The following is a 24,019-nucleotide window of genomic DNA, read 5'->3' as shown; positions in this document are numbered from 1 at the left end:
GCCGCAGCTCAGCCGGCCGGGCGTTCGGGGTCGAGCGAGATGTTCAGCTTCTCGCCGATCCGGCGGTAGCCGATGGCCGCGTAGATCCGCTCCACCTCGGAGTCGCCCGGCTCCAGCCACACCACCCGGCAGCCCCGCGCGAACGCCGTCTCCGTCAGATGGACGGAGAGCGCGGCCCCGATGCCGCGGCGGCGGAAGTCCGCCCCGACCGCGAGACCCGCCAGCTCGCTGAGACCGTCGACCGGGACCGAGCAGCCGCCCGCGCCCGCCGGTGTGCCCCCGACGGTCGCGAGGGCGGCGACCCCGCCGTCCGTCGCGGCGGTGCGCAGCCACTGGGCGGTACCGGCCTCGGGCTCGCCCGTCCCGCCGTAGCCCAGGTGCTGGACGAGGGCCGCGGCGTCGAACTCCGCGTCGGTGGCGGGCTCCGCCATCACCAGGCCGTCCACCGGCTTCGGCGGCAGCAGATTGCCGGGCGCGCAGGCCAGGAGCGGGGCGCGGTTCTCCACGGTGAACCCGGCGGCCAGCAGTGCGGGTTCGACGGCCGGCGCCCAGGTGGGCAGGAACTCCAGGCGCGGCATCCGGTCCAGCCCGCGAAACGCCGCGACCAGGGCGTCGAGTTCGGCGGGCGCCGGCTCGGCTCCCTGGTCGGGGATCGCGTAATTGGCGTACTTGAGGGACCAGTTCGGGTTGTAGCGGATCACGAACGGGCCGACCCGGACATGGTCCGGGGAGCGGAGCGTGAGCGTACGGGCATGGTTCTGGACGTCTGCGTCCATGGGCATGTGCGGTTGTCCTTCTGGCCGTTCGGGTCGGAAGCCGGGAGCTTAGCCCGACCGGCACCCGGGGCGGCGCCGGGCTCATGCCACCCGGGTCGCTCCCGCGAAGGGCATCTGGTCGATCGGTGCGACGCGGACCGGGGCTCCCGGGCGCGGTGCGTGGATCATCTGGCCGTTGCCGATGTAGAGGCCGACGTGGGTGATGCCCGAGTAGAAGAACACCAGGTCCCCAGGAGCGAGTTCGGAACGTGAGACGCGCTTGCCCGCGTTGATCTGGGTGTACGTGGTCCGGGGGAGCGAGAGGCCGGCGGAGCGGTAGGCGGCCTGGGTGAGGCCGGAGCAGTCGAACGAGGAGGGGCCGGTGGCGCCCCACACGTACGGCTTGCCGAGCGCGGTGTACGCGAAGGCGACAGCTTCCGCGGCGCGGGCGTTGGGTGCCCGGACCGCGCCGCGCGGGGCGCTGCGGTCGGCGTGGGCGTCGCCGCGGCCGCCCTCGGAGGCGTCGTAGGAGGCGCGCTCGGCGGGGGAGAGGCGGGCCAGCAGCTGCCGGGCCTCGGCGAGTTTGGTGCGGACCGTCGCCTTGTGCTTCCGCAGGGCGGCCTGGCGGGCGGCGAGCTCGGTCAGCCGGCCGGCGGCCTCGGCGCGGACCTGGGCCACGTCCGCGACCTGGCGCTGCACGGCACGGACCTCGGTGGCGCGCCGCTCGCCGGCCCGGTCCACGTACGAGGCGCGCCGGAGGTACTGGTCGGGGTCCGAGGAGAGCGCCAACTGCACGGCGGGGTCGATGCCCCCGGAGCGGTACTGCGCGGCGGCGTACGAACCCAGCGCGTCGCGCGCGGCGTTGAGCCGGTCGGTCCTGCGGGCGGCCTCGTCGCGCAGGGCGTCCACGGACTTGGCGGTGGCGGCCGCCTTCACCTTCGCGCCGTTGTACTGCTCCGTGGCGACCTCCGCCTCCCGGTACAGCCGGTCCACCTCGGCCTTCACCTGCGCGGGGGTCGGCGCCGGATCGGCGTGCGCGGATCCCGGCAACGCGGCGGCGGTCGCGGCCCCGGCGAGGGCGAGCGTCGCTGCGGTGCGGGCAGCAGAGCCGGTGTACGGGCGCTGCTTGGGCTTCCGGTGCGCTGCCACGAGGGCGGGCGTCCTTCCTTTCGACGGCCCGCCGGGGTCTACCGACGGGCCCGCCCGGCCCGGCGGCGGGCCGCCAACAGGGGGAGCGGCCCGCCGCCGGAACCTCGGCGGGGTGACCGGGAACGCCGTCCGGGTGCGGATCGGCGGTGTACCGGCCACCTGCACAGGGACGCTAAACCCGGGACACGGGAAAGAGTTGTAATGACGCCTATTGTCTTAATTTGGCGTTGCATTGTCGCCGGATGATCGGAAAAATTGCACCAGAGTCAGGCAATTGGTGCATCTCGCGGTCAAGTGGTCACTTAGGCCGACCGGGCTGCGGAGTGCTGATATGGCCGGGGCTAGGCTGCGGAACCATGCGTGTACTCATCGATGTCTTCGTCGCCCTGCACATCATCGGCATCGCCTCCCTGCTGGGCGGGTTCCTCACCCAGATGAAGGCGATGGGCGCGGGCACGGCACGGTTCGTCCCGGCCATGCTGCACGGCGCGCTGACCATGCTGGTCACCGGAATCGCGCTGGTCGGGCTCGACCAGGCCGACGACCACCCCGTGAACAACGTCAAGATCGGCATCAAGCTGCTGATCCTGGTCGTGATCCTCGGGCTCGTCTACGTCAAGCGCGACGAGGAGAAGGTCGACAAGGGCCTCTTCGCCGCGGTCGGTGGACTCACGATCGTCAACATCTTCATCGCCACGCTCTGGACCTGAGCCCTCGCTCACGCCGCTGCCCGGACCCATGGGGTCCGGGCAGCGGCGTTTTCGCGACGAGGGCGAGGAGAGGTCAGCCCGGTCGCACGCTCCCGTAGATCGGCATGTAGAAGATCGACTCCTCGCGCACGTTCGCCCCCGGCTTCGGCGCGTGGATCATCATGCCGTCGCCCTTGTAGATGCCGACGTGGCTGATGTCGTCGTAGAAGAAGACCAGGTCCCCGGGCTGCAGATCCGCCGTGGCGATCCGGGTGCCGACGTTCACCTGGTCCCAGGTGGTCCGCGGAATGTCGACGCCGGCCGCCTTCCAGGCCGCCTGGGTGAGCCCCGAGCAGTCGTACGAGGCCGGGCCGGTGGCTCCCCAGACGTACGGCTTGCCGAGCTGCGCCCTGGCGAACGCCATGACCTTCTCGGCCTTGGTCGAGGCTTCGGTCCCCGAACCCGAACCCGAACCCGAGCCGGTGCCGCTCCCCGTGTCCGTACCGTTCCCGCTCCCGGTGCCGGCCTCCTTGGCGGCCTCCGCGGCCTTGCGGGCGGCCTCGGCCTTCGCGGCGGCCTGCTTCTTCGCCAGTTCCGCCGCCTTGCGCTCGGCCTCCGCCTCCTTCTTGCGCTCCAGCTCCGCCAGGCGCGCCTTCTCCTCGGCGGTCAGCTTCGACAGCAGGCTGCGGGCCTCGGACAGCTTCGTCTGGACGTTCTGCTTGCTGGTGCGCAGCGTCGCCTGCGACTCGGTGAGCGTCTCCAGGCTCACCACGGCCTCGGCCCGCTGCTTGGACGCCTTCGCCTGCTGCGTACGGAAGTCCGACACGGCGCGCGTCTGGCGCTCGGTCATCCGGTCCATGAGGTGGGTCTGGTCGAAGAACGACTGCGGGTCGTCGGCCAGGAAGAAGGTGGCGGTCGGAGCGAGGGCGCCGCCGCGGTACTGGGCGGCGGCATAGGTGCCGAGTGTCCTGCGGGCCTCGTTCAGCTTCTCGGTGCGCCGGGCGACATCGTCCAGCAGGGTGTCCACCTTGGAGCGCTGCTTGGTCGTCGCTTCCTTCGCCTGGTTGTACTGCTGGGTCGCGGTGCCCGCCTGGCGGTAGAGGTCGTCGACCTTCTTCTGCACGTCCTCGATGCTGGGCTTGGGGGCCGGGGCGGCCAGTGCGCTCTGCGTGGACAGCAGAGTCACCGACGCCAGCGCGGCCGTCGTGAGCCCGACGGCGGGGCCGGTGTTGCGCACCAGGGTGCGCGGTTTGCGATGCGACGCCAAGGCCGGCATCTCCTTCCGTGGACCGCCTACCGGGTTAGCTGTCGGGTTCGGGCGGAACGGAAGGCTGCCCTACGGTCCTGGTGGGGGATTCGGACCGATTCACCCCGGTGATGCGTGTGGGTCCCCGGTTCCCGACTCCTGACGCGGAGCCCGGATTCGGCGTGGACGCCCGCTCGGCGTGGATCGCCTCTGGGGGTACGGGCCGCCCGAACGAGCACGCTAGCCAACTCATGGTGTCGTTGTGAAGGTTGATGTTCGATATGCCCGATACATTTTCGTGACCTCGACGGATCGGGGCGCTGCGGAGCAGGTGGGGCCGGAATTCCCCCACTCCGTGCGGTCCGCCGCTTGCTCTGTGTGTCCGGTCGCGAGTGCGTGGTTGGTCACTCGGGCCCGGAGTGTCAGTGCGCACGCCTAGACTCGGGAGGCGATGAGCAGCCTCTTTGACGACAGTTTCCTGGCCGGCCTCCAGCACACGGAGGAAGGGCCCCCGCCGCCCCCCGAGGACTCCGCACCCGAAGCGGTGCCGGAGGACCTCTTCGCAGGCGTATTCGACGGGCCCCCGCCGCCCCGCGACGCGTACTACCGCGACGGTGCCCACCGCCCGGTCGTCGACGCCGCCGCGCTGCTCGACGGGCTGAACACCGAGCAGCGCGCAGCCGTCGTGCACGCCGGGTCCCCGCTGCTCATCGTCGCCGGTGCCGGTTCGGGCAAGACCCGTGTGCTGACCCACCGCATCGCCCACCTGCTGGCCGAGCGCGGGGTGCACCCGGGCCAGATCCTGGCGATCACCTTCACCAACAAGGCCGCGGGCGAGATGAAGGAGCGCGTCGAGCAGCTCGTCGGGCCGCGGGCCAACGCCATGTGGGTCATGACCTTCCACAGCGCGTGCGTACGGATCCTGCGCCGCGAGTCGAAGCGGCTCGGCTTCACCTCGTCGTTCTCGATCTACGACGCCGCCGACTCCAAGCGCCTCATGGCCCTGGTCTGCCGCGATCTCGACCTCGACCCGAAGCGCTTCCCGCCGAAGTCGTTCACGGCGAAGGTCTCCAACCTGAAGAACGAGCTGATCGACGAGGAGACCTTCGCCGGCCAGGCCGCGGACGGCTTCGAGAAGACCCTCGCCCAGGCCTACGCGCTGTACCAGTCCCGGCTGCGCGAGGCCAACGCCCTGGACTTCGACGACATCATCATGACGACGGTGCACCTGCTCCAGGCGTTCCCCGACGTCGCCGAGCACTACCGCCGCCGCTTCCGGCACGTCATGGTCGACGAGTACCAGGACACCAACCACGCGCAGTACACCCTCGTGCGCGAGCTCGTGGGTCCGGCGGGCGAGGCCGACGCCCCGGGAGAGCTGTGCGTCGTGGGTGACGCGGACCAGTCGATCTACGCCTTCCGCGGCGCGACCATCCGCAACATCCTTCAGTTCGAGGAGGACTACCCGGACGCGACGACGATCATGCTGGAGCAGAACTACCGCTCCACGCAGACGATCCTGTCCGCGGCCAACGCCGTCATCGAGCGCAACGAGAGCCGTCGTCCGAAGAACCTCTGGACCAACGCCGGCACCGGTGCCCGGATCACCGGATACGTCGCGGACACCGAGCACGACGAGGCGCAGTTCGTCGCGGACGAGATCGACCGGCTCACGGACGCCGGGGACGCGAAGGCGGGCGACGTCGCCGTCTTCTACCGTACGAACGCCCAGTCCCGCGTCTTCGAAGAGATCTTCATCCGCGTCGGCCTGCCCTACAAGGTCGTCGGCGGAGTGCGCTTCTACGAGCGCAAGGAGGTCAGGGACGTCCTGGCCTACCTCCGGGTCCTCTCCAACCCCGAGGACACCGTCCCGCTGCGGCGCATCCTGAACGTGCCCAAGCGCGGCATCGGCGACCGGGCCGAAGCGATGATCGACGCCCTGTCGATGCGCGAGAAGATCTCCTTCCCGCAGGCGCTGCGCCGTGTCGACGAGGCGTACGGCATGGCGGCCCGCTCGTCGAACGCGGTGAAGCGGTTCAACACGCTGATGGAGGAGCTCCGCACGATCGTGGAGTCCGGCGCCGGACCGGCCGTCGTGCTGGAGGCCGTCATGGAGCGGACCGGCTATCTCGCCGAACTCCAGGCGTCCACCGACCCGCAGGACGAGACCCGGATCGAGAACCTCCAGGAACTCGCTTCCGTGGCTCTCGAGTTCGAGCAGGAGCGGGCGGAGGAGGAGGGCGCGGGCACGCTCGCCGAGTTCCTGGAGAAGGTCGCGCTCGTCGCCGACGCCGACCAGATCCCCGACGAGGACGAGGACGGCTCCGGTGTCGTCACGCTGATGACGCTGCACACCGCCAAGGGCCTCGAATTCCCCGTGGTCTTCCTGACCGGCATGGAGGACGGCGTCTTCCCGCACATGCGTGCGCTGGGACAGGTCAAGGAGCTGGAGGAGGAGCGCCGGCTCGCCTACGTCGGCATCACGCGCGCCCGGGAGCGGCTCTACCTCACCCGGGCGGCGATGCGCAGTGCCTGGGGCCAGCCCTCGTACAACCCGCCGTCGCGGTTCCTGGAGGAGATCCCGGACCAGCACCTGGAGTGGAAGCGCAAGGGCCCCATGGCGGCCCCGGCGGGACCGACGGCGGGCATCACCTCGTCGCTCTCCGCGTCCCGCTCGCGCTCCGGCCCCTCGGGCTTCGCGACCCGGCGGACCTCGGACAAGCCGACGATCACGCTGGTGGTCGGTGACCGGGTCACCCACGACCAGTTCGGACTGGGCACGGTGACGGCGGTCGAGGGCATCGGGGACCAGGCCAAGGCCACGGTCGACTTCGGCGACGAACGGCCGAAGAAGCTGCTGCTGCGATACGCACCGGTCGAGAAGCTCTAGCACCCGCGAGGGCGGGACGGCCGGGGCTGACGGGACGGCCGGGTCGACGGGACGGCCGGGGCGTTCTGCCCCGGCCGTTGCGCGTGCGCCGGGGCAGCCGGGTCAGCCGGTCAGCCGACTCAGTTCGGGTTGACGTTGTGGCTGCGGAGCCATGGCAGCGGGTCGATGGCCGCGCCGCCGCCGGGTCGCACCTCGAAGTGCAGGTGCGGGCCGGTCGAGTTGCCGGAGTCGCCGGAGTGCGCGATGACGTCACCGGCCTTGACCGAACCCGAGCGGATCCGGGTGCTGCTGAGGTGGCAGTACCAGGTCTCGGTGCCGTCGGCCGCGGTGACGATGGCCATGTTCCCGTAGGCGGTGTTGAACTGCGTACGGACCGTGCCGTCGGTCGCCGCCATCACCGGCGTGCCGTAGTCGACGGGGAAGTCGATGCCCGTGTGCACGGACATCCAGTTGACGCCCGCCTGACCGAAGTACGCGCTGAGCTGGTGATTCGCGACGGGCATGACGAACTTGGGGCGCAGGGCCTCCTTGCGGGCGGCCTCCTCCGCACGCTTCTTCTTCTCGGCGGCCTGCCGCGCCTTCAGGTCGATGCGCTCCTGGGTGCGGCTGGCGCGGTCGGCGAAGTTCTCCGCGTCCGCGCTGAGGTTGGCCAGCTGGGTGTCCAGCTCGTTGTTGGCCGCGACGGGCTTGACCGTGCCGGGGTCGGCGGCCGCCATCGACGTGGTCTCGTCCTGCTTCTCCTCGCCGCCGCCCATTCCGCCCACGGACGCTGCGGCGATGCCCGCCACGCTCATCACACATGCGGACGGAACGGCGACGGTGAGGAGTGCGGATCGCTTCGCGGGGGAGCGCCTGCGGCTGCGGCTGCCGCCACCGCTGCGGGTGACGGGGCGGCCTGCGGGGCGCCGGTCGGCGGCCGGTGCGGAGTCCGGGCCGGCGGCGGAATCGTGGTCGCCGGCGTGGTCGTCCGCCTCGGACCCGGTGCCATCGGCGGCCGCTTCGCCGAGGTCCGTCTCCGGAAGGCTGAACTCGGCGGTCCGGTAGGGCTCGTACGGATCGTAGGAGGCCTGCTGCTCGTACGTGGCCTCGTGGGAAAGCTGCTGGTCGTACGGCGCTTCGTGGGAGACCTGCTGTTCGTATGCCTCGTTGGCCATGTACGGATGCTGGGCCGTTTGTTCGGATTCGTGCGGCGCCGTCGCGGTGTGCATGGTGTGCACGGGCTGCTGTTCGTGCTCGGGCGTGGCGCCGGTGTTCCAGGCGGTTGCGTCGTACGCGCCGGTGTCGTATCCCGCTGCTCCGGTGCCGGCCCACTGGCCGTTCTGGTGCCAGGCGGTGGTGTCCCACTGGCCGGAGGAGTCCGGGGCGCCGTGCTGGGCCGGGACCGTGTGGCCGTAGCCGCCGTCCGCCGGGATCCAGGTGGCGCCGGTGTCGTACTGCGGGTCGGCGTCGTACGGGTGCTGGTGTTGAGGCTGCTGCTGCGCGGTGTGGGCCGTGTAGTCGGCTGCGTGGCCGTACTCGGCTGTGGGGTGAGCGCCCGTGTCCCACTGGGAGGCGTCGTACGTGCCGCTGTAGTCGGCCTGGCCGCTGCCGTACGGGGCGGCGTAGGCCGTGGCGGTGTCGTACGAGCCGTCGTAGTTGCCGGGGAGGGAGCCGAAGAGCGGGTCGCTGTCGAAGCCGCCCGTGGAGTGGCCGTCGTATCCGGCGTACCCGGCGTGGGGGTGCTGGTCGTTCACCAACTTCTCTCTCGCCTCGACAGCAGGACCAGTGTGTCCGGGGTCCGATGGGGACTCCGGGGGAAGCAGTGGCCGCGACTGTACCCGGCGGTATGCGACGCCGACAATCTTCGACGCCCTCCGGGCGATCAGGAAACGGGCAATCGGCCGCCTTTCGACGGGCTGCTCACACAGCCTTGGCTCTACGTTCGAGATTCGTTCGATTTGCGGACGCGGTGGAGTGTTGACGGGGCGGGGTGGGGCTTCGGAAATGTCGCAGTTTCAGGCCACGGAGGCGGCGCCGGCCGACCCGTGGACCGGCGTGTGGGCATCGAGCGCCTGGCGGATACCGGCGGCCACGGCCGGGTGTACGGGCAGGGCGAGATGGCCGACCCCGCTGACGCGTACGTTCACCGCGTCGAGGTCCGGGTGGTCGATGCAGGCCGCCTCGACGGGGACGATCACCTGGTCCAGCTCGCTCCAGAAGCTGACGAACCGGGTGCGGCAGCCGGGCGCGGGCAGCCGCAGCTCCTCGATCGGCCCCGAACCGCTGCGCATCTGCCGCACGATGGGGTGCGCGCCGGCCAGCGGGGCGACGGCGGTTCCGCCATGCGGCGTGCCGAGGGTGACGAGGGTGCGGACCCGCCGGTCACCACCCAGTCGCTGCACGTAGTAGCGCGCTATCAGGCCGCCGAGGCTGTGCCCGACGATGTCGACCTCGTGGTGGCCGGTACGGGCGCAGATCTCCTCGATGTGCCGGCCGAGCAGCTCGGCGGCCGTGCGGATGTCGCAGGTCAGCGGGGAGTAGTTGAGCGACTCCGGACGGTTCCGGCCGTGCCGGGCCAGCGAGCGGCGCAGCAGGACGAAGACGGAGCGGTTGTCGATGAAGCCGTGCAGCAGCACGACGGGCGGCCGGGCGGGGCGCTGGGTGGGCAGGGCGGAGGTCCCGGCGGGTGCGGCCGTGGGCGTGGCTGCCGGGCCGGTTCGTCCTGGCGTGTCGGCCGTCGTTCCTCTGGCCGTTCCCGTGGACGTTCTTGCGGCCGTTACTGCGGCTGCTCTCATGGCCGTTTCAGTGGTCGCTTCTGTGGTCGCTCCGGGTGCCGTTCCGGGTGTTGTTCCTGGTGTTGTTCCGGCCGCGGGGTGCCTCTCGCCGGTGATGCCGGTGGGATACAGGAGCGCGTGCCCTGCGAGCACGACCAGCTCGAGGGCGGTTGCCTTCAGCAGGGCGGTGGACGGGATCCGGGTGGACGGCAGCCACGTGGTGCCCGCACACAGACGGCGCAGCAGTAGGGGAAGGGAAGGCAGGGTCTTCATGGCCGACCTCCTGCTCCGGCAGCCGGGGAGGAGCGGCTCGCTGTCCCGTATGCCCTGGTGGGGCGCCATGCCGGAGGAGGTCCGGGCCGACCGGCCGCCGTCCGGGCTCGCCGCCTGCCGCGCCCTCCGGATCACCTTCGGTAACCGGTGGACGGGCAGGTGCTGAGCCGTGCCACCGTGCCGTGCGGCTGACGGCGCGGTGGTACGACGACCTCGTTGCGGCTCCCCTGGCAGTCGGCCCCGCACGGCAGGGCTGCCGCGTGCTGCGGGAACGGTGCCCGGTGAACATGTCCCACGTGTGATTTCCCCCTCCCCGCCCACCGCGAAACGGCGGCTTGCGGGATGCTGTGGATAACGTTCGTTCACATTCCCTGGCCTTCAGGCACGGGAGACGCATGTGGAGGCAGTGATGGGTGTGACCGGTCCGATCCGTGTGGTGGTGGCCAAGCCGGGCCTCGACGGCCATGACCGCGGGGCCAAGGTGATCGCGCGGGCGCTGCGCGACGCGGGTATGGAGGTCATCTACACGGGGCTCCACCAGACGCCTGAGCAGATCGTGGACACCGCGATCCAGGAAGATGCCGACGCCATCGGTCTCTCGATCCTCTCCGGTGCGCACAACACGCTCTTCGCGAAGGTGATCGAGCTGCTGAAGGAGCGTGATGCCGCGGACATCAAGGTCTTCGGCGGCGGCATCATCCCGGAGGCGGACATCGCCCCGTTGAAGGAGCAGGGCGTCGCGGAGATCTTCACACCGGGCGCGACGACGGTCGCGATCGTCGACTGGGTCAACGCGAACGTCCGCCAGCCGGCAGAGGCCTGAGCTCCGGGGGTCCGGGTCCTGCGGGGACTTGAGCTCCGGAGGCCTGGGGCCGGCGGGGATCTGGGCCGCGGAGGGTCCGGGCCCGGCAGCGGCCTGAGCTCCGGGAGGCCGGGCCCGGTGGAGGCGTGAGCTGCGAGGGCCCGGTCCGGCACGGGGGCTGAGTGGGATGCGGCCTGGTCCGTTGGAGGACTGAGCGGGTTGCCGCCGGTTGCGGGTCGCCGCTCCCGTTGAGAGGGCAAGGGCAGGGGCAGGGGCAGGGACGCGGGTATGGGTCAGGGACGCGGGCGTGCCGTGTCGGCCCCGCTGCCGGGCCCGACACGGCGTGGCCGCCGCTACCCCGCTGCCGGGCCGACATGGCGTGGCCGCCGCCCGCCGCCTCAGAGGCGGCGGCCCGGTGTGAGCTCCAGGTCCATCGCCGCGCGCAGCCGCAGGGTGGAGACCAGGCGCTGGAACGCTTCCGACCAGTAGCCGTTCGCGCCCGGTGAGGCGTCCGCGGGCTCGTCGGGCGTCGTGGTCAGGACCTCGAGCCGGTCCGCCTCGGCCGGGTTCAGGCAGCGTTCGGCGAGCCCCATCACCCCGCTGAAGCTCCAGGGGTAACTGCCCGCGTCCCGGGCGATGTCGAGTGCGTCCACGACGGACCGCCCGAGCGGCTCCGCCCAGGGCGTCGGGCAGACCCCCAGCAGCTGGAACGCCTCCGACAGGCCGTGGGCCGCGATGAACCCGGCCACCCAGTCGGCCCGTTCGACGGCAGGCAGAACGGCCAGGAGCTTCGACCGCTCGGCGAGCGACGCCGTGCCGGGGCCGTTCGACGGAGGGATGGACGGGGTGCCGAGCAGCGCCCGCGCCCACTCCGGGTCGCGCTGACGCACCGCCGCCCGGCACCAGGCCGCGTGCAGTTCCTCGCCCCAGCCGTCGGCCACGGGCAGTGCGACGATCTCCCGGGCGCCGCGGCCACCGAACCGCGCCGGCCACACCGACAGCGGGGACGACTCCACCAGCTGGCCCAGCCACCACGACCGTTCGCCACGCCCGGACGGCGGGAGCGCCACCACCCCGTCGCGCTGCATCGCCGCATCGCATTCGTGTGGCGCCTCCACGGCCACGGACGGCCCGGTGCCCGTGAGGCCGGGGCTCACGCAGGACAGGGCGCGGGCCGCCATCCTGTGGGCCAGTGCCGATTCGGGGAGCGCGGACAACAGCTCGGCGGCCGTGGCGCGCACATTGCGGCTGCGGTCGGCGAGGGCCTGCTCCAGGAACTCCTCGTCGGCTCCGGACAGCCCGGTGCGCAGCGAGTCGATGAACATCAGCCTGTCCTCGGCCCGCTCCGTCGACCAGGTGGTGGCGAGCAGGGCGAGTGCCGCATCCGCCTCATGTGCTCGTACGGAGGACAGCAGGGCGACGCGTTCGGCGAACAGGCCCTCCTCCCACAGCCTGCGCACCGCCTCCGGGTCCGTCACCTCGGGCAGCAGCGCACTGCCGGACGCGCCGCGCAGGGCGAACTTCCACTCGGGGTTCAGCCCGGCCAGCCACAGCCCGCGCAGCCCGGCGAACGCCAGGGCCTGGGGCCGCAGATCGGTCCGCGCCCGGGCCGCGTCCAGCAGCGGCGGCAACGCGGCGTCCGGCGCGCGGTAGCCGTGCAGATTCGCGGTGGCGAGCCACTGCGGGAGCAGCTCCATGAGATCGGGAGCCGCGCCGCGTCTGCCGCCCGAACCGCTCGACGCCGCCCGGTCGGCGAGCAACTGCGCCAGTCGGCTCCGGGCGGCCTCCGGCAGCGCCGGGCGCGGGTCGGCAGGTGCGGGGTCGGGGCGGGGCGCCGCAGGGGCGGGCAGCAGGCCCGCCCGGCGCCGCACGGTGTGCAGCGCGGCGGCGTCCAGCAGCGCTGCCGCTGCGCCGTCCGGCCCCGTGCCGGACGGCGTCCCGGGCGGGCGGCGGTCCGTGCCGAGCAGCGCCGACGTGACGAGCTCCTCCCACGGCGGGGGCACGGACGCTCCGGCGGGCGCGGTGGTTGAAACAGCGGTCGTGGGCGCAGTCGTGGCGGTGGTTGCGGTGGTCGTGGTGGTACGGGGCATCGCTCCTCCTCGGGTCAGATGAGCGGTACGGTCTCTGTGGCTGTGGCTGTGGCTGTGGCTGTGGCAGCGACGGCGTCCGGCAGGGCGCGCGACGACGGATCCGGCGACGCGGTGTCGCCGCCCTCGCTTCCGCCCGGCCAGGCTGCGAGCGGGTCGAAGCCGCGGTGACCGCACTCGCCGAAGACGGTGAGCGGGCGGCCTCCGGAGAGTGCGACGAGCTTCCACAGCGCCGGCCGGGAAAGTGCGGTGGCGGCGACGGGCAGGGCCGCATCGCCTTCCGCGTCCGTCAGTTGCCAGCCGTCCGGGGACGGCACGGGTATGACATCGCGCAGCGTCACCGGCCAGGAGTCCAGCCACGGGTCGTCGCTCAGGGCCCTGCCGTACGCGGCGATCGCCTCGGTGACGGGGACCCCCGGCGGTGGTGTACCGGTCGGCACGGGCAGGCCGAACTGCGGGCCCAGCTCGGCCCGTAGCTGTCCGGCTCCCCCGTAGGGCGTGAGCTCGGCGTCGAGCGAGACGCCCACCGGAAGAGCCTGTCCGGGGGAGCGCCCGGCGGCCCCGAAGGACAGCAGCAGCGCGATGCGGCCCGAGTCCCTGCCGTACAGCCAGATGCGGCGGGTGACGATCTTGCCCTCGGGTGTGTCGTACTGTGCGAGGACCAGCCAGTGGTCACGGACCGGCGGTCCCTCCGCGGAGGCCGCCAGGCCCACGCGGGTGCGGACCGTCGCCGCGAGCGGCTGCGGGAGCCGGTCGATGCCCAGCCACGCCGTGTCCAGAAGATGGAGCAGCGCGCACTCCTCCAGCAGCCGCACCGGCCAGCCCGGTCCGGAGGCCGCGATCGCACCCAACTCCCTTACCCGGCTCGCCAGACCGGGTGCCTGCGCATCGACCATGCGGGCGGCGGTCTCGTCCCACAGCCCGTACCCCGACTGCTCGGCTGCGGCCAGCCCGCCGCGCAGCAGGTCGGTCAGGCGCTGCTCCAGCTCCTGCGCGCCGCCGTCGATCCGCTCCGCCCGCCGCTCGGCACGGCGCCGGGCGGCCCCGGGATCGGCCGGACCGCCGTCCGGGGTCTTCTCCTTGACCTCGGCGCGGGCGCGACGGCCCGTCAGCCACTCGCCGGCCCAGTCCGGCGGATCGCCGGCGGGCGGCGCCGATCCGCCGGAGGCGAGGAGGAGCAGCAGGCCCAGCGCGTGCTTGCAAGGGAACTTGCGGCTGGGACAACTGCACTTGTACGCAGGCCCCGTGGTGTCGATCACCGTCCGGTAGGGCTTGCTCCCGCTTCCCCGGCACAGCCCCCACACCGCGCCCGCGACATCCCCTCCGGTGTCCGACCACGGACCGGCCGTACCCAGCTTGTTCCCCGCCTTGCGTGAAGCGTCGTCAGGAGCCAGGGCCAGGACCTGCTCCACCGTCCAGCGCGCCGCCGGAGCAGCGGCGCCCAAGGGTTCTCCCCCGTCAGTCAGCAGCATGGGTACGACGGTAGGCGGCACCACTGACAACGGTGGTTCCCCGTTCGCGGAACCGGCCCTGACCTGCGACAAGGCTGATTGTCAGTGCCATGGTGCACCGTGGGAACCACATCAGGTCGACCGATCTGGAGGGGGATCCATGACCGTGTCCGCAACCACCGCAACCACCGCAGCCAGGACAGCCGGCGCAACCACCGCTGCCGCAGGCGCCGAAGTCCTGCGCCCGCATGCCGAGGTCGCCTTCGCCGACGAGCTGAAGGCGCTCGCCGCGGCCGACGACCGCCCCCGGCCCGAGCGTTGGCGGCTGTCGCCGTGGGCCGTCGCCACGTATCTGCTCGGCGGGACCCTGCCCGACGGCACGGTGATCACACCGAAGTACGTGGGCCCGCGCCGCCTCGTGGAGGTCGCCGTCACCACTCTCGCCACCGACCGGGCGCTGCTGCTCCTCGGCGTGCCCGGCACCGCGAAGACCTGGGTGTCCGAGCATCTCGCGGCTGCCGTCAGCGGCGACTCGACCCTCCTCGTCCAGGGCACGGCGGGCACACCCGAGGAAGCCGTCCGCTACGGATGGAACTACGCCCAGTTGCTCGCGCACGGCCCCAGTCGTGACGCGCTGGTGCCCAGCCCGCTGATGCGCGCCATGTCCGAGGGCATGACCGCCCGGATCGAGGAACTCACCCGCATCCCCGCCGATGTGCAGGACTCACTGATCACGATCCTGTCGGAGAAGACCCTGCCCCTTCCCGAACTGGGCCAGGAGGTCCAGGCCGTCCGCGGCTTCAACGTCATCGCCACGGCCAACGACCGCGACCGCGGGGTCAACGAGCTGTCCAGCGCGCTGCGCCGCCGCTTCAACACCGTGGTGCTGCCGCTGCCCGCCACTCCCGAGGCGGAGGTCGACATCGTCGCGCGGCGCGTCGACCAGGTCGGGCGCTCGCTCGACCTGCCGCCCGCGCCCGACGGCCTCGCGGAGATCCGCCGCGTGGTCACGGTCTTCCGCGAACTGAGGGACGGAGTCACCACCGACGGCCGGACCAAGATCAAGTCTCCCTCGGGGACCCTGTCCACCGCCGAGGCCATCTCCGTCGTCACCAACGGCCTCGCGCTTGCCGCCCACTTCGGCGACGGCGTGCTCCGCCCCGGGGACGTGGCCGCCGGCATCCTCGGCGCGGTCGTCCGTGATCCGGCGGCCGACCGCGTGGTCTGGCAGGAGTATCTGGAGACCGTGGTGCGTGAGCGGGACGGCTGGAAGGACTTCTACCGCGCCTGCCGTGAGGTCTCGGTATGACCGGCGCGCGCCCGTCGGGGCCGCTGCTGCTGGGGGTGCGGCACCACGGCCCGGGGTCCGCCCGTGCTGTCCGTGCCGCCCTCGACGCGGCCCGTCCACAGGCAGTGCTCATCGAGGGCCCGCCCGAGGGTGACGCGCTGCTGCCGCTCGCCGCCGACGAGCAGATGCGGCCGCCCGTCGCCCTGCTCGCCCACGCGGTGGACGATCCGGGCCGGGCGGCGTTCTGGCCGCTCGCCGCGTTCTCGCCCGAATGGGTCGCGATCCGCTGGGCGTTGGCGCACGGCGTCCCGGTCCGCTTCATCGACCTGCCCGCGGCGCACTCCCTGGCCATGACGGAGGAGGGGGAGCCGGACGGCCGCCCGGAGCGGGACGACGAACCCCGGCCCGTTCCCGTCGACCCGATCCGGGTGCTGGCCGAGACGGCGGGCCACGACGACCCCGAGCGCTGGTGGGAGGACGTCGTCGAACACCGTGCACCCGGCGGTCCCGGCGCCGCGGCCGCCGATCCGCTGGCCGCCTTCGCCGCGCTCGGGGAGGCGATGACGGCCCTGCGCGAGGTGTACGGGGACGGCGGACACCCCAGGGACGCGGTCCGCGAGGCGTACATGCGCGTCCAGCTCCGCGCCGCCCGCAAGGAGTTCGGCGGCGCGTTCGCCGTGGTCTGCGGCGCCTGGCATGTTCCCGCACTCGAAGCGAGGACGACCCAGACCGCCGACCGGGCGCTCCTCAAGGGCCTCCCCAAGGTCAAGACCGAGCTGACCTGGGTGCCCTGGACCCATCAGCGGCTTGCCCGGCACAGCGGATACGGGGCCGGGATCGACTCGCCCGGCTGGTACGAGCACCTCTTCGCCTCCCCGGACCGTCCGGTCGAACGCTGGATGACCAAGGTCGCCGGACTCCTGCGCGACGAGGACCGGTTCGTGTCCTCCGCCCATGTCATCGAGGCGGTCCGGCTCGCCGACACCCTTGCCGCCATGCGGGGCCGGCCCCTCGCCGGGCTGAGCGAGACAACCGACGCCGTCCGCGCCGTGATGTGCGAGGGCTCCGACGTGCCGCTCGCCCTCGTCCGGGACCGGCTGGTCGTCGGCGTGACGCTCGGAGAAGTGCCGGACACCGCCCCCGCCGTGCCGCTGCAGCGCGACCTCAACCGGCAGCAGCGCACCCTCCGCCTCAAGCCGGAGGCTGCCGAAAGGGAGTTGGAGCTCGACCTCCGCAAGGACACCGACGCGGCGCGCAGCCGGCTCCTGCACCGACTGCGCCTCCTCGGTATCGGCTGGGGCGAACCCACCGCGGGCCGGGGGAGCACCGGCACCTTCCGGGAGAGCTGGCGTCTGCACTGGGAGCCCGAACTGTATGTACGGGTCGCGGAAGCGGGCGTCTGGGGCACCACCGTGCTCTCCGCCGCCACGGCACGCGCCGAGTCGGAGGCCCTGGCGGCCACCGCCCTGGCCGAGGTGACCGCCCTCGCCGAACGGTGCCTGCTCGCCGGACTGCCCGAGGCACTGCCCGTCGTCATGCGGGTCCTTGCCGACCGTGCCGCGCTCGACGCCGATGTCGGTCACCTCGCCGACGCCCTGCCCGCCCTGGCCCGCACCCTCCGCTACGGGGACGTCCGTTCGACGGACACCGCCGCGCTCGGCGAGGTCGCGGCCGGGCTCGCCGAGCGGATCTGCGTCGGACTGCCGCCCGCCTGCACCGGGCTCGACGCGGACGGGGCGGCCGCGCTGCGCGGTCAGGTGGACGCCGTCCACACGGCGATCGGACTGCTCGCCGGCGCCGTACCGGAGAACGCGGACGGCCTGCGCGAGCGCTGGAGGGCGGTGCTGCACAAGCTGTCCGCCCGGGACGCGGTCGCCGGCGTCATCCGGGGCCGGGCCGCCCGGCTGCTGCTCGACGACGGACACCTCGCGCAGGACGACGCCGCCCGGCTGATGGGCCTCGCCCTGTCACCCGGCACACCCCCGGCCGACGCCGCCGCGTGGATCGAGGGCTTCGTGGGCGGGGCGGCGGGCGGCGGAATGCTCCTGGTCCACGACGAGCGGCTGCTCGCCCTGGTCGACGCCTGGCTCACCGGCGTCCCCGCGGACACCTTCACCGACGTGCTGCCCCTGTTGCGCCGCACCTTCTCGGCGTACGAACCGGGGGTACGGCGCACGCTGGGCGAACTCGTACGGCGGGGGCCGGCCGCCACCGGCACGGGCCAGGAACCCGGAGCGGTGCCGGGGCGCGAGTCCACGGCTCCCGGATTCGGCCCGGTCCTGGACGGGGCGCGCGCGGATGCGGTGGTGCCGGTGTTGCGCCTGCTGCTGGGCCTGGACGCCGTGCCGACGGCGGAGACACCCGACAACCACGAGGAACGGCTGGGGGCAACGGGATGACGACAGGAATCGGCACGGACGCGGTGGACGCGGCAGTGACAACAACGACAACGCCACCACTCCCCACGGGCGACGGGGAACGGCTGCGGCGATGGCGCATGGTGCTGGGGGCGGAGAGCGCGGAGAGCACCGGCTGCACCCTCACCGGCCGCGACGCAGCGATGGACGGGGCGCTGACCGCGCTGTACGAGAGCGGGAGCCGGCCCGGAGGCAGGGGCGGCAGCGGACGATCGGCCGGGCTCGGCGCCTCGGCCCCGTCCGTGGCCCGCTGGCTCGGCGACATCCGTACGTACTTCCCCACGTCCGTCGTCCAGGTCATGCAGCGCGATGCCATCGACCGCCTCGGCCTCTCCGCCCTCCTGCTCGAACCGGAGATGCTGGAGGCGGTCGAGGCGGACGTCCATCTCGTCGGCACCCTGCTCTCCCTCAACAAGGCCATGCCCGAAACGACGAAGGAGACGGCAAGAGCCGTCGTGCGCAAGGTGGTCGAGAAGCTGGAACAGCAGCTCTCCACCCGGACCAGAGCCACGCTGACGGGCGCCCTGGACCGGTCGGCGAAGGTCACGCGGCCCCGGCACCACGACATCGACTGGGACCGCACCATCCGAGCCAACCTCAAGAACTACCTGACCCTCCCCGGCGAGGACGGTGCCGGCACGATCGTTCCCGAGCGGCTCATCGGCTACGGGAGGGCCGCGCAGTCCGTGAAGAAGGACGTCATTCTCTGCATCGACCAGTCGGGCTCGATGGCGGCCTCCGTCGTGTACGCCTCCGTCTTCGGTGCCGTCCTCGCCTCCATGCGCTCGCTGCAGACCAGACTCGTCGTCTTCGACACGGCGGTCGTCGACCTCACGGACCAGCTCGACGACCCCGTCGACGTGCTCTTCGGCACCCAGCTGGGCGGCGGCACCGACATCAACCGCGCGCTCGCCTACTGCCAGTCCAGGATCACCCGCCCCGCCGACACCGTCGTCGTGCTCATCAGCGACCTCTACGAGGGCGGTATCCGTAACGAGATGCTGAAGCGGGTCGCCGCGATGAAGGCGTCCGGAGTGCAGTTCGTGACCCTGCTCGCCCTTTCCGACGAGGGCGCACCCGCCTACGACCGCGACCATGCGGCGGCGCTCTCCGCGCTGGGTGCTCCCGCCTTCGCCTGTACGCCGGACCTCTTCCCGGACGTGATGGCGGCCGCGATCGAGAAGCGGCCCCTGCCCATACCGGACAAGGAGACCCATCAGTAACACGGGACTTGCGTGCCCCCGGGCACCTCGTGCAAGCATCGTCCCGACGTCCGCGGAGGGTCGTATTCCGCGGTCCGCGCCGTCCTGAGAGGGCTCGCTCCCACGTGACCACCGCAGTTGCCGGTTCCGCCACCGCCCCGCGCCTCCGGCGCGGTGCGGCGGGCCGCCGCGTGCTGCAGGTGGTGTTGTTCCTCGGTGGCCTGCTGGCGCTCGGGCTGCTCTTCGGCACGCGGGCGCAGGCGGATCAGCAACCGGATCCGCAGCTGCTCCGACAACCGGAAGAGCAGCTGCTCCAAGTGCCGGCCGCGCAACAACTGCCTCACCATTCGTACCAGTTGCACAAGTCGCACCAGCCGGCCCGGAGCCACCGGTTGCACCAGCCGGTCCAGCCGGTCCAGCCGGTCCAGCCGGTTCGGCCGGTCCAGCAGTCGCGGGAGGCGGCAGCGGATGCGATGACGCCGGTCGTCTCCACTCCACCGGCCCCGCCGGCACGGGAAGTTCCGTCGGTGCGGGGCGTGCTGCCGGTACGGGAGACACTGCCTGTACGGGAGGCATCGCCCGCAGGGGAAGTGCTGCCGGTACGGGGCAACGTCCGGGAGCTCCGGGAGCCGGCCCGTCCCGTCGGCCAGGCCGTCGAGCGGACCGTCGGCACGGCAGTCACGGGTCTCCGCGATGTCGCAGCGGCCCTCTCGGGCGAATGGCCCCTGCCCATGCCGCCGTTGCCGGCCACACCCGAGGAGCCGCACGCCGGAACCGCACCGGTGTCCGATGCGCCCGGCAGGGGTGCACCGGTTTTCCCGGCCGCTCCCGGCACCGTCACCGCGTCCGTATCCCCCATCACCCCGGCGCCCGCCGTGTTCCTCGCGTCGCGGGGGAAAGTGGCGGCTCCTCACCGGGAGGCGGCGGAGCACCGTCCGGCACCCCGGGGGCCCCTCGGGCCAGACGGCGGACAGGGGCGTTCCGCGTCCGCCGAGGTCCACCCGCCCCGTGGCGGTGGCCAGCACGCCGTTCCTTCGGTGGACGGCACCTTCTTCGGGCTCGTGCGCGGCGCCGGTCTTCCGGCGACCACCGCACCGGTCCGTGACAGATCCGGCGACATCCTCGAATTCCCCGGCTAGGGCAGGCCTTTCCCCCGCCTCGACCTGCCGCGCGGGGGCGGAACAGGTCTGCCCGCCGTCCGGACGCACTCCGGACCGTCGAATGAATTCGAAGGATCTGACACACACATGCACAAGAACATCCGCCGTTCCATAGCCGTCGCTGCCACGGCCACCGGTATGTGGGCCCTCGGCACCGCAGCCGCAAGCGCGGACGAACTGCCCGTCTCCGTACCCCTTTCCACCCCCGACCACGCTGCCGATGCGGCCCACGTGATCGACGGCGTCGACGGTGCTGACGTCGCCGGCAAGGCAGGAGGCCTCCAGGACACCGCCCGGGCGAAGGCGGCCGATGTGACCTCCGCCGCCCGGAGCGGCGACGTGACCTCCGCCGTCCGGAGCGCCGTCGCCGGCCACGCGACCGACCGCGTCGACGCGACCCACGTCGCCGATTCCGCCGACCGCACGGACATCGCCCACCGCACGGACCTCGCCGACCTCGCCGACCTCGCCGACCTCGCCGACCTCGCCGACCTCGCCGGCCACGCCGCGCAGGTCCGGACCGAGGTCGCCGGAACCCTCGGCAAGACCACGGGCGCCACGGTCGGCAACCCCGCCCCCGAGGCTCCCGTCGACTACCTCTTCGGCCCCGTCGAGCAGCTCCCCGGCTACGGCCGGAACATCGGGACAATCGGGACCACCGCCGGAGGCGCCCTCAGTCAGGCCGCTCCGGTCGTCGGGCAGACCTCCGACGCGGTGCTGCCGCCCCTCGTCGCCGATGCCGTCTCCTCGGTGCTGCCGGTCGTCGAGCAGGCGCTCGGTGACGTCTCCACCCTCGCCCGGGGGGTCACCGGCGAGGTCGCGCCGTTCGCCGACGGAGTCGTTGCGCAGGCCGCTGCGCCCTTCGTGCAGGGTGTGACGACCGAGGTCCAGCCGCCGGCGTACGGGGTGACCGGTGCGGTCCAGCAGTTCGCCGAGGGCGTCGTCTCCGAGGCCCCGCCGCTGGCCCAGGGCCTGGCCGGGGACGCCGTCGCCCCGTTCGCCCAGGGGGTCACCGGCCAGGTGATGCCGCTCGCCCAGGGCATCGGTTCCGAGGCCCGGCCCTTCGCCGGTGGTGTCGTGTCCGCGGTCGGCGACGACGCTCGTCCGGCCGTGGCGCACGCGGCGTACGGCTCCGAGGGACTGACGTCCGTCACTCCGGCCTACGTCTCCGACACCGTGTCGTCGGCCTCGGCGGCGGTCCCGGCGCAGAACCGCGCGGCGCACCCCGTCGCCGCTCCGACGCACCCGCTCCAGGGGATCTGAGACGGTCTCCCGCACCACTCGCCACACCCCCTTCCGCACCATCCGTCACTCCGGGCACCGTCCCGGGCGACCTGCCGGGCGGCCCCCGTACGGTCCGGACCCACCCGGGTCCGGGGCAGGGGGCCGCCCGGTCCGCGTTCGGCCGGCCCGCCCTCGTCCGCCGTGTCGATTTGTCCACTGCGACCCGGCTACCAGCGCGATCTGTGACCGTAATCACCGCCCAGGTGTGATCTGCGATTTAGGGTCATGCGGGGCTCGGGGATAACCTGCGAGATGGACATGCCGCGTATTCGGTCACCGTGTGCGCCTTCCTTGTGACAGAGCAGTCACGTTGCCCCTCGCGGCACGCCCACGCAGAAAACCAACCGCGAGACCATTTGATAAGGGACGGACGCGCGTGGACCTGTTCGAGTACCAGGCGAGGGACCTCTTCGCCAAGCACGGTGTACCGGTGCTGGCCGGTGAAGTGATCGAGACGCCTGAGGCAGCCCGCGAGGCGACCGAGCGGCTGGGCGGCAAGTCTGTCGTCAAGGCACAGGTGAAGGTCGGTGGCCGCGGCAAGGCCGGTGGCGTGAAGCTGGCCGCCAACCCTGACGAGGCGGTCGCCCGGGCGACCGACATTCTCGGCATGGACATCAAGGGCCACACGGTCCACAAGGTGATGATCGCCGAGCTGTCCCCGGAGATCGAGGCGGAGTACTACGTCTCGTACCTCCTCGACCGCACCAACCGCACCTTCCTGGCCATGGCCTCGGTGCAGGGCGGCATGGACATCGAGGAGGTCGCGGAGAAGACCCCCGAGGCCCTCGCGAAGGTCCCGGTCAACGCCGTCGACGGGGTCGACATCGTCAAGGCCCGCGAGATCGTGGCCCAGGCGAAGTTCCCGGCCGACGTGGCCGAGGGTGTCGCCGAGGCCCTGGTGACCCTGTGGGACACCTTCGTCGCCGAGGACGCGCTCCTCGTCGAGGTCAACCCGCTGGTGAAGACCAAGGACGGCCGGATCCTGGCGCTGGACGGAAAGGTGTCTCTCGACGAGAACGCCGACTTCCGTCAGCCGGGTCACGAGGCGCTCGAGGACAAGGCCGCAGCCAACCCGCTCGAGGCTGCCGCCAAGGCCAAGAACCTCAACTACGTCAAGCTCGAAGGCGAGGTCGGCATCATCGGTAACGGTGCCGGTCTGGTCATGTCGACCCTGGACGTCGTCGCGTACGCCGGTGAGAACCACGGCAACGTGAAGCCCGCCAACTTCCTCGACATCGGTGGCGGCGCCTCCGCAGAGGTCATGGCGAACGGCCTGGAGATCATCCTCGGCGACCCGGACGTCAAGTCCGTGTTCGTCAACGTCTTCGGTGGCATCACCGCCTGTGACGAGGTCGCCAACGGCATCGTCCAGGCGCTGGAGCTGCTCAAGACCAAGGGCGAAGCGGTCACCAAGCCGCTCGTCGTGCGCCTTGACGGCAACAACGCGGAGCTGGGTCGCAAGATCCTTTCCGACGCCAACCACCCGCTCGTTCAGCGCGTGGACACCATGGACGGCGCGGCCGACAAGGCCGCCGAGCTCGCCGCGGCTGCGAAGTAAGGAAGAGGGACTCAGACCACCATGGCTATCTTCCTCACCAAGGACAGCAAGGTCATCGTCCAGGGGATGACCGGCTCGACGGGCATGAAGCACACCAAGCTCATGCTCGCCGACGGCACCAACATCGTCGGCGGCGTGAACCCGCGCAAGGCCGGCACGACCGTCGACTTCGACGGCACCGAGGTACCGGTCTTCGGCTCCGTCGCCGAGGCGATGGAGAAGACCGGCGCGAACGTGTCCGTCCTCTTCGTGCCGCCGGCCTTCTCCAAGGCCGCCGTCATCGAGGCGATCGACGCCGAGATCCCGCTGGCCGTCGTGATCACCGAGGGCATCGCTGTCCACGACTCGGCCGCCTTCTGGGCGTACGCCGGCGCGAAGGGCAACAAGACCCGGATCATCGGCCCGAACTGCCCGGGTCTCATCACCCCCGGCCAGTCCAACGCCGGCATCATCCCGGGCGACATCACCAAGCCCGGCCGCATCGGTCTCGTGTCGAAGTCCGGCACGCTGACCTACCAGATGATGTACGAGCTCCGTGACATCGGCTTCTCGTCCGCCGTCGGCATCGGTGGCGACCCGGTCATCGGTACGACGCACATCGACGCCCTCGAGGCGTTCGAGGCCGACCCCGACACCGACCTGATCGTCATGATCGGCGAGATCGGCGGCGACGCCGAGGAGCGTGCGGCGGACTTCATCGCGAAGCACGTCACCAAGCCGGTCGTCGGTTACGTCGCGGGCTTCACCGCCCCCGAGGGCAAGACCATGGGCCACGCCGGCGCCATCGTCTCCGGCTCCTCCGGCACCGCGCAGGCGAAGAAGGAGGCCCTCGAGGCCGCCGGCGTCAAGGTCGGCAAGACGCCGACCGAGACCGCCAAGCTGGCACGCGAGATCCTCGGCGCCTGACGCCTCACAGCGTCGGAGCACCACCGCAGGAACGCGGCACCGCACAACGACGCGGGCCCGCACCCCGATCAATCGGGCGGGCGGCAGGGATTCTGGCGCGGCGGTGGGA

The 24,019-nt window shown here is 72.1% G+C and carries 18 protein-coding genes and 1 riboswitch; of the genes, 11 read left to right on the top strand and 7 right to left on the bottom strand.

Annotation, left to right across the window (positions count from 1 at the left end; translation table 11 throughout):
- Positions 1-8: 8 nt before the first annotated feature.
- Together ABT025_RS28715 and ABT025_RS28710 are read right to left on the bottom strand one after the other, a co-directional pair.
- On the bottom strand, positions 9-782 hold the full coding sequence (locus ABT025_RS28715; protein WP_351000548.1) for a GNAT family N-acetyltransferase: 774 nt from the start codon (positions 780-782) through the stop codon (positions 9-11).
- 75 nt (positions 783-857) lie between these two features.
- Complete coding sequence (locus ABT025_RS28710) at positions 858-1,904, bottom strand: C40 family peptidase (protein ID WP_351000545.1); 1,047 nt, start codon at positions 1,902-1,904, stop codon at positions 858-860.
- Between the two features lie 356 nt (positions 1,905-2,260).
- On the opposite strand from ABT025_RS28710, the gene ABT025_RS28705 reads away from it, so the two are divergent.
- Positions 2,261-2,614: a hypothetical protein gene (locus tag ABT025_RS28705; protein ID WP_136327614.1), complete on the top strand. Its 354-nt coding sequence runs from the start codon at positions 2,261-2,263 to the stop codon at positions 2,612-2,614.
- A gap of 73 nt (positions 2,615-2,687) precedes the next feature.
- On the opposite strand, the gene ABT025_RS28700 is transcribed toward ABT025_RS28705, so the two are convergent.
- Positions 2,688-3,869 carry a C40 family peptidase gene (locus ABT025_RS28700; protein ID WP_351000542.1) on the bottom strand — a complete coding sequence of 394 codons (1,182 nt, stop codon included), beginning with the start codon at positions 3,867-3,869 and terminating at the stop codon, positions 2,688-2,690.
- A riboswitch (cyclic di-AMP (ydaO/yuaA leader) is annotated at positions 3,868-4,032 on the bottom strand. (Overlaps the previous gene by 2 nt.)
- Positions 4,033-4,290: 258 nt before the next feature.
- Here ABT025_RS28700 and pcrA point away from each other — a divergent pair.
- Positions 4,291-6,729 carry a DNA helicase PcrA gene (gene pcrA / locus ABT025_RS28695; RefSeq protein ID WP_351000540.1) on the top strand — a complete coding sequence of 813 codons (2,439 nt, stop codon included), beginning with the start codon at positions 4,291-4,293 and terminating at the stop codon, positions 6,727-6,729.
- 119 nt (positions 6,730-6,848) lie between these two features.
- Here the strand turns inward: pcrA and ABT025_RS28690 are convergent, their stop codons facing one another.
- Positions 6,849-8,462 (bottom strand): M23 family metallopeptidase, encoded by a 1,614-nt coding sequence (locus tag ABT025_RS28690; RefSeq protein ID WP_351000538.1) that lies wholly within the window; start codon positions 8,460-8,462, stop codon positions 6,849-6,851.
- A 261-nt stretch (positions 8,463-8,723) separates the two neighbouring features.
- The gene (locus ABT025_RS28685) at positions 8,724-9,755 is read right to left on the bottom strand and encodes an esterase/lipase family protein (protein WP_351000535.1); all 1,032 of its coding nucleotides are present in this window, start codon (positions 9,753-9,755) and stop codon (positions 8,724-8,726) included.
- On the opposite strand from ABT025_RS28685, the gene ABT025_RS28680 reads away from it, so the two are divergent.
- Positions 9,754-9,921 (top strand): hypothetical protein, encoded by a 168-nt coding sequence (locus tag ABT025_RS28680; RefSeq protein WP_351000532.1) that lies wholly within the window; start codon positions 9,754-9,756, stop codon positions 9,919-9,921. The genes ABT025_RS28685 and ABT025_RS28680 overlap by 2 nt on opposite strands.
- A 243-nt stretch (positions 9,922-10,164) precedes the next feature.
- A complete protein-coding gene (gene icmB / locus ABT025_RS28675) occupies positions 10,165-10,578 on the top strand; it encodes a coenzyme B12-dependent isobutyryl CoA mutase small subunit (RefSeq protein ID WP_328898391.1) in 414 nt (137 codons plus the stop codon).
- A gap of 377 nt (positions 10,579-10,955) precedes the next feature.
- On the opposite strand, the gene ABT025_RS28670 is transcribed toward icmB, so the two are convergent.
- A complete protein-coding gene (locus ABT025_RS28670) occupies positions 10,956-12,647 on the bottom strand; it encodes a DUF5691 domain-containing protein (protein ID WP_351000529.1) in 1,692 nt (563 codons plus the stop codon).
- A gap of 14 nt (positions 12,648-12,661) precedes the next feature.
- Positions 12,662-14,116, bottom strand: a complete 1,455-nt coding sequence (locus tag ABT025_RS28665) for an SWIM zinc finger family protein (protein WP_351000527.1) — start codon at positions 14,114-14,116, stop codon at positions 12,662-12,664.
- 139 nt (positions 14,117-14,255) lie between these two features.
- Between ABT025_RS28665 and ABT025_RS28660 the strand changes: the two genes are divergently transcribed.
- The 7 genes from ABT025_RS28660 to sucD all read left to right on the top strand — a co-directional run bounded on the left by ABT025_RS28660 (position 14,256) and on the right by sucD (position 23,910).
- Positions 14,256-15,404: an ATP-binding protein gene (locus ABT025_RS28660; RefSeq protein WP_351000524.1), complete on the top strand. Its 1,149-nt coding sequence runs from the start codon at positions 14,256-14,258 to the stop codon at positions 15,402-15,404.
- Positions 15,401-17,782: a DUF5682 family protein gene (locus ABT025_RS28655; RefSeq protein ID WP_351000521.1), complete on the top strand. Its 2,382-nt coding sequence runs from the start codon at positions 15,401-15,403 to the stop codon at positions 17,780-17,782. The genes ABT025_RS28660 and ABT025_RS28655 overlap by 4 nt, the downstream gene beginning before the upstream one ends.
- A gap of 98 nt (positions 17,783-17,880) precedes the next feature.
- The gene (locus tag ABT025_RS28650; protein WP_351000602.1) at positions 17,881-19,023 is read left to right on the top strand and encodes a vWA domain-containing protein; all 1,143 of its coding nucleotides are present in this window, start codon (positions 17,881-17,883) and stop codon (positions 19,021-19,023) included.
- A gap of 104 nt (positions 19,024-19,127) precedes the next feature.
- Positions 19,128-20,141 (top strand): hypothetical protein, encoded by a 1,014-nt coding sequence (locus tag ABT025_RS28645; RefSeq protein WP_351000518.1) that lies wholly within the window; start codon positions 19,128-19,130, stop codon positions 20,139-20,141.
- Between the two features lie 108 nt (positions 20,142-20,249).
- Positions 20,250-21,425: a hypothetical protein gene (locus tag ABT025_RS28640; RefSeq protein WP_351000515.1), complete on the top strand. Its 1,176-nt coding sequence runs from the start codon at positions 20,250-20,252 to the stop codon at positions 21,423-21,425.
- Positions 21,426-21,822: 397 nt separating this feature from the next.
- The gene (gene sucC / locus ABT025_RS28635) at positions 21,823-23,004 is read left to right on the top strand and encodes an ADP-forming succinate--CoA ligase subunit beta (protein WP_351000512.1); all 1,182 of its coding nucleotides are present in this window, start codon (positions 21,823-21,825) and stop codon (positions 23,002-23,004) included.
- 21 nt (positions 23,005-23,025) lie between these two features.
- A complete protein-coding gene (gene sucD / locus ABT025_RS28630) occupies positions 23,026-23,910 on the top strand; it encodes a succinate--CoA ligase subunit alpha (RefSeq protein WP_351000509.1) in 885 nt (294 codons plus the stop codon).
- Positions 23,911-24,019 lie beyond the last annotated feature (109 nt).

It is taken from the genome of Streptomyces sp. NPDC002809, from assembly GCF_040295435.1.
Taxonomy (GTDB): domain Bacteria; phylum Actinomycetota; class Actinomycetes; order Streptomycetales; family Streptomycetaceae; genus Streptomyces.
This window is presented reverse-complemented; position numbering and strand designations above follow the sequence as displayed.